The 14,030-nt window shown below is 66.1% G+C and carries 12 protein-coding genes; 6 read left to right on the top strand and 6 right to left on the bottom strand.

Going from position 1 to position 14,030, the window contains the following annotated elements; genetic code table 11:
- Positions 1–71 precede the first annotated feature (71 nt).
- The 6 genes from WQQ_RS14435 to WQQ_RS14410 all read right to left on the bottom strand — a co-directional run bounded on the left by WQQ_RS14435 (position 72) and on the right by WQQ_RS14410 (position 7,951).
- Positions 72–1,811: a putative porin gene (locus WQQ_RS14435; RefSeq protein WP_007185956.1), complete on the bottom strand. Its 1,740-nt coding sequence runs from the start codon at positions 1,809–1,811 to the stop codon at positions 72–74.
- 74 nt (positions 1,812–1,885) lie between these two features.
- Positions 1,886–2,584: a hypothetical protein gene (locus tag WQQ_RS14430; RefSeq protein ID WP_007185955.1), complete on the bottom strand. Its 699-nt coding sequence runs from the start codon at positions 2,582–2,584 to the stop codon at positions 1,886–1,888.
- A 17-nt stretch (positions 2,585–2,601) separates the two neighbouring features.
- Entirely contained in the window at positions 2,602–3,003 is a 402-nt protein-coding gene (locus WQQ_RS14425; protein ID WP_007185954.1) for an ExbD/TolR family protein, read from the bottom strand.
- Between the two features lie 9 nt (positions 3,004–3,012).
- The gene (locus WQQ_RS14420; RefSeq protein ID WP_007185953.1) at positions 3,013–4,875 is read right to left on the bottom strand and encodes a DUF2341 domain-containing protein; all 1,863 of its coding nucleotides are present in this window, start codon (positions 4,873–4,875) and stop codon (positions 3,013–3,015) included.
- 9 nt (positions 4,876–4,884) lie between these two features.
- Positions 4,885–6,519: a ShlB/FhaC/HecB family hemolysin secretion/activation protein gene (locus tag WQQ_RS14415; protein ID WP_157534695.1), complete on the bottom strand. Its 1,635-nt coding sequence runs from the start codon at positions 6,517–6,519 to the stop codon at positions 4,885–4,887.
- Positions 6,520–6,712: 193 nt separating this feature from the next.
- The gene (locus WQQ_RS14410; RefSeq protein ID WP_007185950.1) at positions 6,713–7,951 is read right to left on the bottom strand and encodes a glycosyltransferase; all 1,239 of its coding nucleotides are present in this window, start codon (positions 7,949–7,951) and stop codon (positions 6,713–6,715) included.
- Between the two features lie 271 nt (positions 7,952–8,222).
- On the opposite strand from WQQ_RS14410, the gene WQQ_RS14405 reads away from it, so the two are divergent.
- Genes WQQ_RS14405 through WQQ_RS14380 form a run of 6 tightly spaced genes read left to right on the top strand, consistent with a single transcriptional unit; the run spans position 8,223 to position 13,873 of the window.
- Positions 8,223–9,101, top strand: a complete 879-nt coding sequence (locus WQQ_RS14405; protein WP_007185949.1) for a sulfotransferase domain-containing protein — start codon at positions 8,223–8,225, stop codon at positions 9,099–9,101.
- Between the two features lie 54 nt (positions 9,102–9,155).
- The gene (locus WQQ_RS14400) at positions 9,156–9,908 is read left to right on the top strand and encodes a hypothetical protein (RefSeq protein ID WP_050997697.1); all 753 of its coding nucleotides are present in this window, start codon (positions 9,156–9,158) and stop codon (positions 9,906–9,908) included.
- Between the two features lie 36 nt (positions 9,909–9,944).
- Complete coding sequence (locus WQQ_RS14395; protein ID WP_007185947.1) at positions 9,945–10,196, top strand: hypothetical protein; 252 nt, start codon at positions 9,945–9,947, stop codon at positions 10,194–10,196.
- Between the two features lie 14 nt (positions 10,197–10,210).
- Complete coding sequence (locus WQQ_RS14390; protein ID WP_083844575.1) at positions 10,211–11,404, top strand: glycosyltransferase family 4 protein; 1,194 nt, start codon at positions 10,211–10,213, stop codon at positions 11,402–11,404.
- Complete coding sequence (locus tag WQQ_RS14385; RefSeq protein WP_007185945.1) at positions 11,401–12,576, top strand: glycosyl hydrolase family 28-related protein; 1,176 nt, start codon at positions 11,401–11,403, stop codon at positions 12,574–12,576. The genes WQQ_RS14390 and WQQ_RS14385 overlap by 4 nt, the downstream gene beginning before the upstream one ends.
- Positions 12,566–13,873 carry a lipopolysaccharide biosynthesis protein gene (locus WQQ_RS14380; RefSeq protein WP_007185944.1) on the top strand — a complete coding sequence of 436 codons (1,308 nt, stop codon included), beginning with the start codon at positions 12,566–12,568 and terminating at the stop codon, positions 13,871–13,873. Before WQQ_RS14385 ends, WQQ_RS14380 begins: the two co-directional genes overlap by 11 nt.
- The last annotated feature ends 157 nt before the right edge of the window (positions 13,874–14,030 follow it).

Genomic DNA, 14,030 nt, shown 5'->3' with positions numbered 1-14,030 from the left:
CTCCGAAGAGGGACCGGTGAAAAATTCAACTACGCAGGGCCTGAGTTCGCGTTTCATGTTCGGCTCCGAAACTAGAAGCGCGCATGCAGATCGAACTGCAGCACGTCGACCGCGAACGATTGTCCGGACACTTCGGTGGCGCCGAAGTACTGCGCGCTGAGCCAGGCGTTGTGCGTGAAGCCGAGCGCACCGGCAAGGAAGAAGCCCTTGGCGTTGGTGCCGCCGAGATGGAAGTCCGAATCGGTGTAGGCGTCGACGAGCGCATCGGATTCGAGGCGGCGGTAGCCGCCGCGCAGATGCCACTTGCCGTATTCGGCGACATCGAGATGGCCGACCTGCAGCTGCGTGAGCCAGGCCTTGTTGCCGCCCTGGTAAGGCGATGCGGCGCCCGGGTCGCTGGTGTAGCCGTAGTTGTTGACCGGCCCGAGGCGACGCACGTCGTTCTTGTCGAAGCCGAAGTTGTAGGCGTACTCGAAGTCCCACAGCAGGTGCATCGCGTTCGGCATGGCCCAGTCGAGGCGCGAGTTCACGCTGGCGATACGGAAGCGCGAGGCCAGCCCGAAATACTGGAACTGCGGATCGTCGGCGTTCTCGAGCTCGAGATTGCGCAGGCCGAACAGCGTATTGCCGTATTGCATGAACGCGGGACGCGAATCGTCGGTGTCGCAGGCGAAATCGGCGGTCGGGGCGAAGCAGGGCGCAGACGGCTCGCCGCGCATGTTGGTGAAGTGGTAGTAGGCCGCGGCCGCGCTCAGCGATACGTCGTCGGTGATCTTGGCGTCCTCACCGACCTGCAGCGCGAGCAACCAGCGATCGCGGCTGCTGCTCTTGACCGAGCGCGTCGACGGGAAATCGAAGGCGGTGTTCTGCACCGAGTACGCGCCGACGCTCACGAACGGGCGCACCACGCCGGACTTCTCCTGGTACGTCGCGCCGAAGCCGTCGAAGTTGAGATCTTCGTCCCACACCAGCTCGCTGGTGCGGAAGATGCTCGGCATGCGGCCGGCGTAGAGCGACAGGCCGTCGATCGGCTTGTAGGCGATGTAAGCGCGTTCGAGCTGGAAGGTGAGGCGGTTGAAGTTGTTGCCGAGCGTCTGGTTGGTCGAGACCGGGTTCACCGTGTTGCCGGTGGCCAGGCGCAGGTTCACCGTCATGTCGTCGTTGATCTGCGCGGCCAGCCCCAAGCGCGCGCGCAGGCGCATCAGGTTGCGGTCCTCGGTGGTGTTCATGAGCGGCGGCAGCGGCTGGTTGGTATCCGCCAGGCCGACGTTGTACGGCGCGCCGCTGTTGAGATCCTGATAGTTGATGACGAACGGATCGTTGCTCGAATCCATCAGGTCGAATTCTTCGCGCACGCGCACGTCGCCTTCAAACTTGATGCGATCGACCCATTCGGGGAAGCGGTTCGGCGCGGCCCAGTTCTCGGCCTTGGCGGTCTCCATCACTTCCTGCTTGAGCTCCTCGCGCATTTTCTGCTTCTGCGATTCGGGCAGGTAATACACGCGCACGCGGCCCTTGGGCTCGGGCGTCGCCGCGGTGGCCGCAGCCGCAGGCGCACCGCCCTGCTCCACGCGCAGGCGCTCGATGAGCTTCTCGGCGTCTTCCTTCTTGATCGCGTTGTGCTCGGCGAGCATGCGGATCAGCTCTTCGGTCACGCTCGGGGCCGCCGCCGCTTCGGCCGGCGGCTGCGGCGCGGCGTCCTGCGCCTGCGCCTGCACTCCGAACAGGGACGCCGCGCTCGCGAGCAGCGTCAGCGAAAACATCTTGTGTGCGCGCATGCGGCCAGCGCCACTGCGTTCGGATGCCATCATGGGAACAAGCTCCACGCCAGATACGGTTTCCGCGGCCTTGCACGGCGCGGCAGATCGAAAGGAGAAAAAGGGAATCACGTCGCCGTCACCTGCAGCACCATCGGCTGGACCACGCCTTGCGGCGGCGCTTCGGATGGCAGCGACATCGACCGCAAGGTGCTGCGCAGCAGCTCGTCGAGCTTCGGATCGCCAGTGCTCTCGCGCAGCTCCACTCGCGTCACGCCCTGCGGATACTCGAACCAGATGCGCACGCCGACGCGATAGCGGCGCCCGATCAGGCGAGGCTGCTTCTGCACCGCTTCCTGCGCCTTCTGCTGCAGCAGCGTGGCGTACCAGCCGATGGCGCTGCCGCCACCGCCTCCGCCACCACCGCCGAGCCAGTCGCCGCCACCCGGGCGCCCGGCCAGGCCGAAGCCGTCGCCGGGGCCTTCGCCCTGCGCATCGAGCGCCGGCGGGCCCGGAGGCGCATCGGATTTCGGCGTCGGCGACGGCGGCTCGTTCTGCGGCACCACCGCCTTGAACGCTTCCTTCGGCGGCTCGACTTCCTGCTTGGGCTGCGGCGGCGGAGGCGGCGGTGGGGGCGGAGGCGGTGGAATCAGCTGCAGCTTCACCACTTCGGGAACCGGCTTGCGCTGCGGGCCCGGATCGCTCGTGACGAAGCGATAGATTCCATAAAAGACCAGGGCCAGCAGCGCGAGCGCGGCCAGGCCCAGCAGCGGCTTGCGCCAGGCGCTCGGCTTGGCCTGGTCGGAATCGCGATCGAAGTCGCTCATGGACGGCTCATCTGCGCTTATTGCACCAGGCGCTGAGTGACCAGTCCGAGCTGGGTGATGCCCAGCTCGGACAACAGCGCGAGCACCTGCACGACGTTGCCGTATTGCGCGGTGGTGTCACCGCGCACCACCACCGGCAGATCCGGAATCTGCGCCTTCTTCTGGCGCAGGCGTTCGGACAGCTCGGCCATCGTTACCGGCACCGCATCCATGAACACCTTGCCGTCGCCGGCGATGGTGATCGCCACGGTCTTGGGCTTGGCGAGGCTCGGCTGGTTGCTGGCCTTGGGCAGGTTGACCTTGACGCCCTGCACCGCCGCCGTGGTCATGATGATGAAGATGACGAGCAGCACGTACGCCAGATCCAGCATCGGCGTGATGTTGATGTCGTCGTAGGGCTTGTCTTCCTGGAGCTGCATGGCGGGCTCCTATCGGTCGTTCGCGAGCGCGTGCAGACCGTCGGGCGAGTTGTAGTTCTCGGCCATGCGGGTGATGAAGGCATCGACGAACACCTGCATCTCGGCGTTGATTTCCTTGATGCGGATCAGCAGGTAGTTGTAGCCGAACAGCGCCGGGATCGCGACGAACAGACCCGCCACCGTCGCCGCGAGCGCAGCGGCGATACCCGGCGCGATCGCGTTGACGTTGACGTCGCCGGCCTGCGCCACCGCGGCGAAGGTGATCATCACGCCCACCACGGTGCCGAGCAGGCCGATGAACGGGCCGCCCGAGATCGCGATCGTCAGCAACACCATGCGCTTGTTGAGCGACTGCACCTCGCGAATCATCTTGCTGTCGATCGCCGCGCGAATCGCTTCGATCGACTGCGACGAGATCACGCCGTTGCGCATGCCGCCGCGCGCTTCGCCGTGCAGGCGGTCGCGCAGCTCTTCGACGCCGGTGCGGAACATCTGCATCAGCGGCGCCTTGCGCGAAAGCAGTCGCTGCTCGCGCGGAATCTCCTGGCTGTCGCCATCGAGCTTGTGATGCAGGGCGAGGAAATCGCCGCGCGAAAGCCGGAACAGCTCGAGGAAGGCGGCATTGGCCTTGGCCACCGCGCTGATCTGCGAGCCCTTGGCCGCCATCACCGCGAAGCTGATGAACATCATCACGATCAGCACGCCGATGATCACCCAGCCGTCGAGCGTGACCGAGTGCATGATGATGCCGACGTAGCCGGTGCTGAAGGTCGATTTCGCTTCGTCGCCGGCGAAGCCGACGAGCTTGTCTTCGGTGCCCTGGTTCGACGCCGCCAGCTGCAGCCAGGCGGCGCTGCGTTCGGTGCGCGAGACCTGCAGCTCGTCGATCTCGCCCGAGAACGTCGCGGCCAGCGTCGCGGCGTCTTCACCGCCGAGCACCGCAGCGGTCTTCATCTGCACCACGCGCGCGTCGGCGCTGCCGACGGGCTTGCCATCGACGTAGAGCGTGACCTTGTTGTTGGGGCCCGACACCACGGCCAGGTGCGTCCAGCGATCCGGCGTGGTCGCCGCGACGCCGTCGATGCGCCAGGCCTCGCCGGCATTGCCGGTGATGGCCACGTAAGGAACGCCACGCGCCAGCGCGATGCGCAGGCTCGCCTCGCCTTCGCGCTGCGAATAGACCACGCCGTCGCTCTCGGCCGTCGCCGGCTTCACCCACATCGACCAGGTGGTCGCCGGACGCTGCGCCAGCGCAGCGGAGAGTTCGAGCGGCAGTGCGAGCGCGGTCTGGCCGATGCGCGCCGCGCCGCCGATCAGGCCGCTGTCCACCGATGCGAACGGAACCGTTGCCGAGTTGCCGTTGCCGCTCGCATCGATCGCCGGCTGTCCACGCTCCGAGAAGTGATAGACCAGCATCTGGTCGGCGTCGTAAGTGGCGCGCGAATCGGATTCGCCGGTGGTTTTCGGGTTGCCGTAGTAGAGCCAGATCGGCGTCGGCTTGCCGGCCGTCACCGGCACCTGCACCCAGACGAAGGCGAGGTTGAACACCTCGTCGTAGCGCTCGATGTGGAACTTGAGCGGGGTCTTGTCGTCGCCTGCGACAAACCGCAGGTCGGCGCCTTCGGGCGCCGCGTCGGCGAAGCGGAACACGCCTTCGTGCAGGCGCACGAGCACCGGCACGGTGCCGACTTCGCCCGTGACGCCAGCGGCGACCGGATCGAGGGTGATCGCCTTGCGGTACGCCCAGTCGCCGTTCCACCAGGCCTGCGCGCTGGACGGCGCCAGCGCCAGGGCGCAAAGGACCACGGAAAGCGCGAGCGCGCCGAAGCGCCGCGTCGAAGCAGTGAAGTGATGGAGCGTGCGAATGATCATAAACGTCTCTTAGAAACTTCCCCAGACACGGAACAGCCAGCGGCTGTCGCCGGATTGCGTAGCGGGCCCGTCGTCGAGCGGCATCGCCCAGACCACCGAACCGTTCAAGACCTTCAGCAACTGCAGGTTCAAGCCGACACCCGTGCTCAGCAGCGCGCTTTCGGGCGGCGTCTCGGGCAGGTTGCGGCGCAGCCTCAGCAGCGAACCGTCGAAGAACGCGAAGAAGCGCAGGCTGTCGACCACGCGAAAGGTGTCGGCGAGCTCGGGCGTCAGCACTTCGAGCTTTTCCATGAAGCCGTAATCGCCGAGCGATTCGGCCTCGAGATAGCCGCGCCCGGTATCCAGGCCACCGCCGTTGAGCTGCTCGTTGGTGATCAGCGGCTGGTCGGTCCACTGCCCGGCGAGCCGCATCGAGACTTCGAACGAAGCCGGCAGCGGCGCGTTGTGCTCGAGGCTGCCGCGCACGTAGAACATCTGGCCGCGTGCGTATGCACGGTTGAGCTGCAGCTCCTGCGTATCGCTGCCGAAGGCCTGCGATGCGAAGTTGAGCGACAAGTCCACCTGCGTGGTGCTGATGCCCTGGCGCAGCACCGCCGTATACGCGCCCGATATCGGGTAGTACGTGGCGGGCGTATCGAAGCTCGCGGTCGACAGGCTCACGGTGTTGCGGAAGCGCTTGTAGTCGATGCCCGCGGTGAACGACTGATACAGGTCATCCGGGCTCGGCAGCGTCCACACGCCGCGCACGCCGAAGCTCTTGCCCGCACCGACCACGCCGACGCCGCCGACGGTGGCGACGTTGCTGTCGGACTTCAGGCCATTGAACAGCAGGCTGAAGTCATCGCTGAACGGTGCGAGGTAGGAGCCGAAGAACACCTTCGCGTCGTCGGTATTGCGCGGCGCGGTCTGGTACGACAGCGACAGGCTGTGCCCACGCTGCCAGAGGTTGCCGTACGAAAGCGTGGCAAGCGAGCGCAGCTCGCTGGTGTCCTGGCTCTGGCGGTTGTTGAGTTCCAGCGAGCCATGCAGCGGCAGATCGTCGCTGACGGCCAGATCGACATCGATGGTGCCCGGACGCGCGCCGGCCTTCAGCGCGGGTGTCACGCGGCGATCGGCCTGGCTGTTGAGGCGCACGATGTCGTCGCGCAGATCGTTGAAGTTGGGCACCGTGCCTTCGGCCAGCGCAGGCGCCTGCTCGCGAATGCGGTCGATCGAGTGGTAGCGGCTGCCGATGACGTTCAAATGGCCGATGCGGCCTTCGGTGACTTGCAGCGTGACCACGCCTTCGGCGACGGTCTGCCGCGGAATGGAGACCGACACGGTCTTGTAGCCGCGTTCGCGGTAGGCCTTTTCGAGATCGGCGCGCGCGGCGTCGACGTCTTCCGGTGTGCGGCCTTCGCCCATGAACGGCTGCAGGACGGCGGCGATCGTGTCTTCGTCGAGCACCGTGTTGCCGTCGACCGCGAACTCCCAGATATCGAGCGCGCCCGGCGCCGCTTTCTCCTGGGCCTGAGCCGGCGCAGGGTCCGCTGCCTCGACGCTCAGGACAGCCGTGCACAGCAGTGCCACTGCGATGCGATGCGTAACGACCTGCAAGCCCAAAGCGCGTGCCCCTCTCGGATAGACGAGTCGTGCAAGCGACACGCGCATCATCGGCCCCGAGACTCGCTCGGAGCGCCTGATATCCGTGTCGAAAGAAGAATCCCCGTGTGTGTTGCTGCCCGGTCGTTCGTCAGCGCGATCGACGGCAGCCTTCTCGATAGTCTGGTGGCCGCAAGTTGCAATCACGTGAAGACTTCATGAACGTGTCGGTGAACCCGCGAGCCGCCCGGCCGGCTCAGGGAACCGAGCTCAGCACCGGACGCGGAAGCCGTTCGATATCGGCATCGCGCAGCGCGGCGCTGATCGGAAACACGCGCGGATGCGAGGGCGCCGCGCTCGGGCGTGGCAGGTCGGCGCGCTGGTCGAGCAGGCTGTCGAGCACCTGCAGGAACTGTTGCTGGAAGCGCTCCGGACCAAAGCGCAGCACGCTCGCCCGCACCGCTTCCGGACGCAGTTTCGATTCGATGCTTTCGAAGCGCTTTATCGCAGCCGCCAGCGCATCGACGCTCTGCGTCGAGAAGCCCACGCCATTGACGCCGTCCATCAGGTACTCGAGCGCGCCGCCGCGGGCATAGGCGATCACCGGCGTGCCATTGGCCATGGCCTCGACGGGCACGATGCCGAAGTCTTCGAGCCCCGGGAACAGCAGGGCGCGCGCATTGGCGAGCCAGCCGGCGAACTCGTCGTCGTTGACGCGGCCGGCGAAGTGCACGTTCGGACCGGCCATCGCCTTGAGCGCCTTGAACTGCTCGCCCTCGCCGACGACCACGAGCTTGCGGCCGAGCTGCTGAGCCGCCTCGATCGCCAGCTCCACGCGCTTGTAGGCGACGAGCTCGCTGGCCACGACGTAATACGGCTCTTCGCCTGGGCCATTGCGGGCGCTGCGATCACGCTGGCAAAGCCCGCGCACGCTCTGCATGCGCACCGGCGGATGAATCACCGTGCTGCCGCGTCCGTAATAAGAGGAGATGCGGCGCGAGACGAACAGCGAGTTGGCGATGAAGGCATCCACCCGCATCGAGGTGGTCACATCCCAGACGCGCATCCAGGTCGAGATCAGCGACAGGAACAGGCCCTTGAGCAGGCCGGCGTTGCGACGGTACTGCGCCGACATGTCCCAGATATAGCGCATGGGCGAATGGCAGTAGCAGATGTGCAAGGCGTCCGGGCGCTTGATGACGCCCTTGGTCGGGCCGGATTCGCTGCTGATGATGAGATCGTAGGCTTGCAGGTCGAGGCTCTCGAGCGCCATCGGCATCAGCGGCAGGTACAGGCGAAACAGCTTGCGGCCCAGCGGCAGCTTCGCGATCCAGGTCTCGCGGACCTGCAGGCCCGGCACGCGGCTGTCGATCAGCTTCTGGTCGGCGACGTGCGCATACACGTCCGCATCCGGGAACAGGCGCAGCAGCTCTTCGAAGACGCGCTCACCGCCGCGCCAGGTCGTGAACCAGTAATGGATGATGGCTACCCGCATTCCCCGCCCCATTGGTCATGGATGGAGAAGCACCGATCGCGGCTGCTGGATTGGCGGCTTTAGTCGATGCTTCCTGGCGTGCTCGCCAATCCATGGCTGCAACACTCGATAGCGAAGCACTCTATGGTTAGAACATGGCAGCTTGGAGACAGCCGTGGGCTCGCTTTCCGCTGCCGGCAGGGGCATCACGAGATCATCACAATTCGCCTCTATCCTTCGGCGTTTTCGGGCATCCGGCCCGCGCTATCGGTGCCCTTCGACGCTCCGTCGCATGATTCCAGACTTTCTCTACATCGGCACCGGAAAAGCCGGCTCCACCTGGCTGTTCCAGGCACTCGAACGGCATCCGCAGATCCACGTCTCGCCGGTCAAGGAGACGACTTTCTTCGATCTGAATTTCCATCGCGGCCTGGCCTGGTACGAGCGTTTCTTCGAGCGCGCCGGACCGCAGCAACGCATCGGCGAAATCGCCCATCGCTACCTGCGCAACCCCAATTGCGCACAGCGCATCCTCGACACGCTGGGGCCCGAGGTTCGCCTGATCGTGTTCTATCGCCGGCCCGAACAGTTCGTGATGTCCAACTACCTGTTCGCCCGCCGCAACGGCCGCTTCGCGGGCAGCATTCGTGATTGGGTGGAGCGCCGCTTCGATCCGCGCTCGGTGAGCTATCACACGATGCTGCAACCGTATCTGCAGCGCTTCGATCGCGAGCGCATCCTGGTGGCCTGCTTCGATGACCTGCAGTCCGATCCGCAAGGCTTCTACGCGCGGCTGTGCCGCTTCCTGCAAGTCAGCGAGCAGAAGCTGCCGGATGATCTGCAAGCCAAGATCAACGCGGCCGCGCGACCGCGCATGAGCTGGCTCGCGCGCTGGGTGAATCGCACATCGAAGATGCTCAAGCGCAACGGCCAGCCTTCGCCGGTGGCGCTCGTCAAGCGCATGCCGATCGTGCAGCGTCTGCTTTATTCGACGCTGGCCGATCGCGACAAGCCCGACATGCCGGCCGACCTCGCGGCGCGCATCCGCAGTGTCGCCGAGCCCGAAGCGCGGGCGCTCGACGCCGCGCTCGGCACCGAACTCTGGCAACGCTGGTACGGCGCATCGAATACGCCGATCCCGAGTGCGCCGATTCATTGTCATGCGGCCTGAGCATCATCACCGCTCCAACGGGGGATCGGAATGCAAGCGGATTCGAGTCGGTTGATGAAAGCGTTGTGCGCCTGCCTGCTGTGCGGATGCGCGCAGCTGGCGCAGGCGCAGAGCGAGCAAGGCAGTGTGTCGGCCGCGGTACGCGGCATCGCCGCTTCGTCGATCCAGACGCCGGTTGCCTACCGCGCGCGCTGGCGCACCGCCGGCTTCGGCTTCTATGGGCAGACCGCGCAATCGCCGGCCGGCAACAGCGACGTCGACGGCGGGCTCGGCTTCGCGCTCGGGCTCGGTGATCCGGATCAACTCGTCGGAGCCGATCTCGCGGTGAGCTCGGCTTCGCTGTCACGCAGCGAAGGCGGCAGCGACGGCTTCGGCGATTCCGGCTCGTTCGGCATCAAGCTGCATCGCAACCTGCCCTGGTATACGAGCGTGGCGATCGGCGCGAACGGTTTCGGCCGCTGGGGCAAGCTCAAGGACAACAGTGACGAGAGCTATTACGCCGTGCTCAGCCGCTTCCTGAACCTCGGCGGACCTTACGGCGTGGTCGTCAATCTCGGTGCCGGCAACGAGGCCTACGCCGATCCGGGCAAGAACGGCGTGCAGGCCATCGGCTCGCTCGCGTTCTACTACACCACGCGATTTTCGCTGCTCGTCGAGCACACCGGCCGCTTCACCAATGCCGGCCTGTCGGTGGCGCCGGTATCGCACTGGCCGGCCACGATCACCATGGGCGTGACCAACCTCGGCCAGCGCCTCGGCCTGGATACCGAGTTCGCGCTCAGCGTGGGCCTGGGCTTCGGCTACTGAGCCACTGAGCTACTGAGTCCGCGAGGAGTTCTCGAGATGATTCGCCTGTCCTTCGCTTTCGCACTGCTCGCCGCCAGCACCGGCGCGCTCGCCCAGAGCAGCGGCACCAATCCGATGCCCGGCACGGCGGTCGACGTCGTCGTCAACCTCGTTCCGACCAACGCCAACCCCGGCCTCGACATTCCGCAAGCCAGCGTCGACGAGCCCGAATACGATCCGTATGCGGAGTTCTCGGGCGGCGTGGTGCGCGGCCTGTTGAGCTTGAATCGGCCTGACGACGCGCGCTGAGTTTTTCGAATCGCATGACTGCAAACAAACGCCTCGGCTGGGCATCCGCAAAACCCAGGCTGCTCATGCTCACTTCGCGCGCCGACATGGGCGGCGCGCCGGAGCACATGCACCAGCTGCTCAAGTCGCTCGGCGAGCGCTACGAATTCCATGTCGCCTGCCCACAGCAGGAGCCGTACTGGAGCCGCTTTCGCATCGCGGTCGGGCGTGAGCGCATGCTGTGCATTCCGAGCCGATCGATCGATCCGGTGACGCTGTTCGGACTGCACCGCTACATCAAGGAGCGCAACATCCAGATCGTGCACTCGCACGGCTACGGCGCCGGCCTGCTGGCCCGGCTGCTGTGCGGCTTGCGCGACGTGCCCACGGTGCACACGCATCACGGCGTGCATTTCCTCTGGCAGCGCAACGCGGTTTCGGCCGTCAAGCGGCTCGTCGAAAGAGGGCTCGCACGCCGGGCCAGCGCCACCATTTTCGTTTCCAACGACGAGCTGCAGGCGGTCCGCGCGGCGGGGCTTTCGCCGCACGGCGCGCTGGTGATTCCGAACGGCATCGACCTGGGCCGGCTCAAGATGCGATCGCACGAATCACCCGCTGCGCCACGGCGCCTGCGCATCGTCAACGCGAACCAGTTCAACGAATGCAAGAACGCATTCGGCCTGCTCGACATCTTCGATGCCCTGCGCGCTCACTACGGAGCCGAAGCAGCACAGCGCATGCCGCAGCTCGATGTCTACGGCGACGGCCCGGACCGTGCACGCTTCGAGCAGCGCATCGCCGAGCTCGATCTTGCTCACTGCGTGAAAGCCTGCGGCATCGTGCCGAAGCTGTTCGAACGCATGCCCGACTACGACCTGCTGCTGTCCTGCTCGCACTGGGAAGGCCTGCCGATCGCGGTGCTCGAAGCCATGGGCAGCGGCCTGCCCGCCGTGTTGAGCCGCGTGCCGGGACACCAGGAGCTGCTGCGCCAGGGCTTCGATACCCAGGACTCCGATATGGGTTTCGACATCGGCGATGCGAAGCAGGCCGCGCAGCGGCTTGCCCGGCTGATCGACGACGCGCCATTGCGCGAGCGCATCGGGACGCAGGCCCGGCAACTCGTACATCAGCACTACGGACAGCGTTCCATGCTCGATTCCGTCGACGCCTGCTATACGCGTCTCATCGAGCGCAGGTCCGATGTGCCTGCAGCGAGCGCCATCGCATGAGCTTCGATCGGCGCCGCTTTCTGCTGCAATCGGGCGCGTTCGCCGCTACCGGCGCACTCGCTGCGCAGGCTTATGCAGAAGACCAGGCACAACAGCGACGTCCGCCAGCCGTTCGTGGCGATGGCTTCGGCCTCTCGGCGCTCGACTTCGGCGCGGACCCGAGCGGCTCGCGTGATTCGACCCAAGCCTTGCAGGCCGCTTGTGAGCGCGCCATCGGCGGCGTGCTGCTGATTCCCAAGGGCCGCTACCGCGTGAGCCGGCCGATCACGATTCAAGACTCCGGCCTGGTCATCGTCGGCGAAAGCAGCCGCGGCGAAACCGGAACCGGCAGCATCCTGTTCAAGGACGAGGGCTTCTCCGGCTCCGCGCTGATCGAGGCCAGCGGCGCGCAAGGCGATCGGCTCAGCGGCCTGTCGATCACCGGCATCACCGTCGATGGACGCGGTCGCGCGGGTTCGGGCATCAGCCTGCGGCGCGTCGGCAACGCGGTGCTCGACACCGTGATCGTCGACGGCAACAGCGATTGGGGCATCGCGATCGATGGTGGTTTTCTGTGTTCGCTGCGTGGCGTGGTGGCGATCCGCAACGGCCGCTTCGACGGCAAGACCGCGAGCGGCGGCGGCATTCAACTGTCGGCCGAGACGCGCGAATGCGCGGACTGCCGCATCTTCGACAGCTACGCCAACAAGAATCGCGGCTGGCAATTGCGCCTGGCCGCGGGCGACGAGCGCAAGGATCGCGTCGTCGGCCTGACCGTCTGGGCCTGCCAGATCGAGCGGGCCGATCACAACGACGAGCGTGTTCCGGTGGTCGGCATCGAAGCCACCGATCGCACCACGTTCTTCGGCTGCAATTTCGTGCAGCCCAAGGAAAAACACGGCCCCTGTCTGCAACTGGGCGGCTCGCAAGGCAAGAGCAGCGTGCGCGACGTGGCCTTCGTCTCCTGCTGCGTGCAGTACAACGGCAAGCTCGCGGCGATCAAGGCCTTGCCGGGCGTGCAGAGCGCTTCGTTTCAAGGCCTGCGCAACTACGGCAAGGGCAGGCTTTTCGATTTCGACAACTCGCTGGCGCGCGGCTCGATCTACTTCGACCGGCAGCCCGAGGACATGCGCGGCAGCGGCGCCAAAGCGATGAGCTACCCCGCGCTCGCCGGACCCGCCAGTGGCGCGTGACCTGCATCGGGCGGTCGCACACGCCACCGTCGCGCGTGCGGGCTCGGCACTGAGCGGAGCCAGCGCTCACCTGCTCGCCATTCGCTTGTTCGGCGCCAGGCATTACGGCGAATTCGTGCTGGCGGAGTCCATCGTGCTCGCACTGAGCATCGTGGCCTTGTCGGGCACGCATGTCTCCGCTTTCGGCCTGCTCGGCGAGCGTCGCGGGGCCAGCGTGAGAACGGGGCTCAAAGCCGGCGCAGTGCTGATCGCCGCACTGACGCTGAGCATGCTGATACTGCTGGCGATTTCGCTGAAGCCGCTGTCGCATTTCGCACCCGAATCGATGCAGGCGCTGCGCCCCTGGGTTCTGCCCGCTCTCGCCTCCGTGCTCGGCATGAGCTTCTATCGCTTTCTGAGCGAGTTGCTGCGCATCGAAGTGGGCGTCGGCCTTGCGAATTATTTCAGCGGTCGCGGCAATGGTTTTGCTTCGAGCGCCGCGTTCTCGCTGCTGCTCGGTGCGAGCTTCATCGGCGGACATCCGCCGGCGACGCCGGCCGATTTGCTCATGCTGATGGCCGCGGGCCAATGGATCGGCGTGCTGCTCGCGCTGGGCTTGCTGCTGCCGAGACTCGCTGCGATCAGCCAAAGCGAGCCAAGCATGATGCAGACGCTTCGCGAGTTCTGGCATCGCGGCCCGCTGATCTCGCTCACGCAAGGCTTGCAGATCGCTCAAGCCAACATCGATCTGTGGTTGCTCGGTGCGCTCGGCAGCCCCGCGATGCTCGGTGTCTACGGTCTGGGCAAGCGCTTCGCACTGTGGCTCGTCGCACCGACCGGCTTGGTGGCGCTGTCAGCCAAAAAGCGCGCGGTGGACGAATACCTGAGCCACGGCCGCGTCAGCCGCGAACTCGAACGCGCATTCCGGCGCGCTGCGCTGCGCTCCTGGCTCGGCGTGGTGGCACTGGTGCTCGGGGCCGCGCTGGTGCCTGCCAGCTGGCTACAGGCCGTGGCAGGCGCGCATGCGGACGACAGCCGCTGGATCTTCGTCGCGCTTGGCGTGGGCCAGGTGGTGCGACTGCTGTTCGGCAATGGCGGGCCCATCCTCGGCGCAGCCGGACACGAGCACGACAACCTGCGCGCTCATGTATGGGGCGTACTCGCCGCAGCGCTGATCGGCGCCACCACCATTCCGCTGATCGGCGGCTGGGGCGCGGCCTGCGCCTACTCGCTCGGCATGATCCTGTGTGCGGTGATCGTGTCGCGCGCCTGCGAGAAGCAGATGGGCTTTGCGTGTGATCTGATCCGGATGAAGTGAAACCAGCATCGGCATCGATGTCGGCGCGGTTCAGCGTTGAGCTTCGAGAGCGACAGCCGTGAACTGTTTGTGGGAGTGGTCGATATCTGTGGGCCAATAGCCCCACGCCGCCCTGTTTACACGCTGCGGTCACATTCTTCGCACACCCTCCACGAGT

The sequence above is a fragment of the Hydrocarboniphaga effusa AP103 genome, from assembly GCF_000271305.1.
In the GTDB taxonomy this organism is placed as follows: Bacteria; Pseudomonadota; Gammaproteobacteria; order Nevskiales; family Nevskiaceae; genus Hydrocarboniphaga; species Hydrocarboniphaga effusa.
This window is presented reverse-complemented; position numbering and strand designations above follow the sequence as displayed.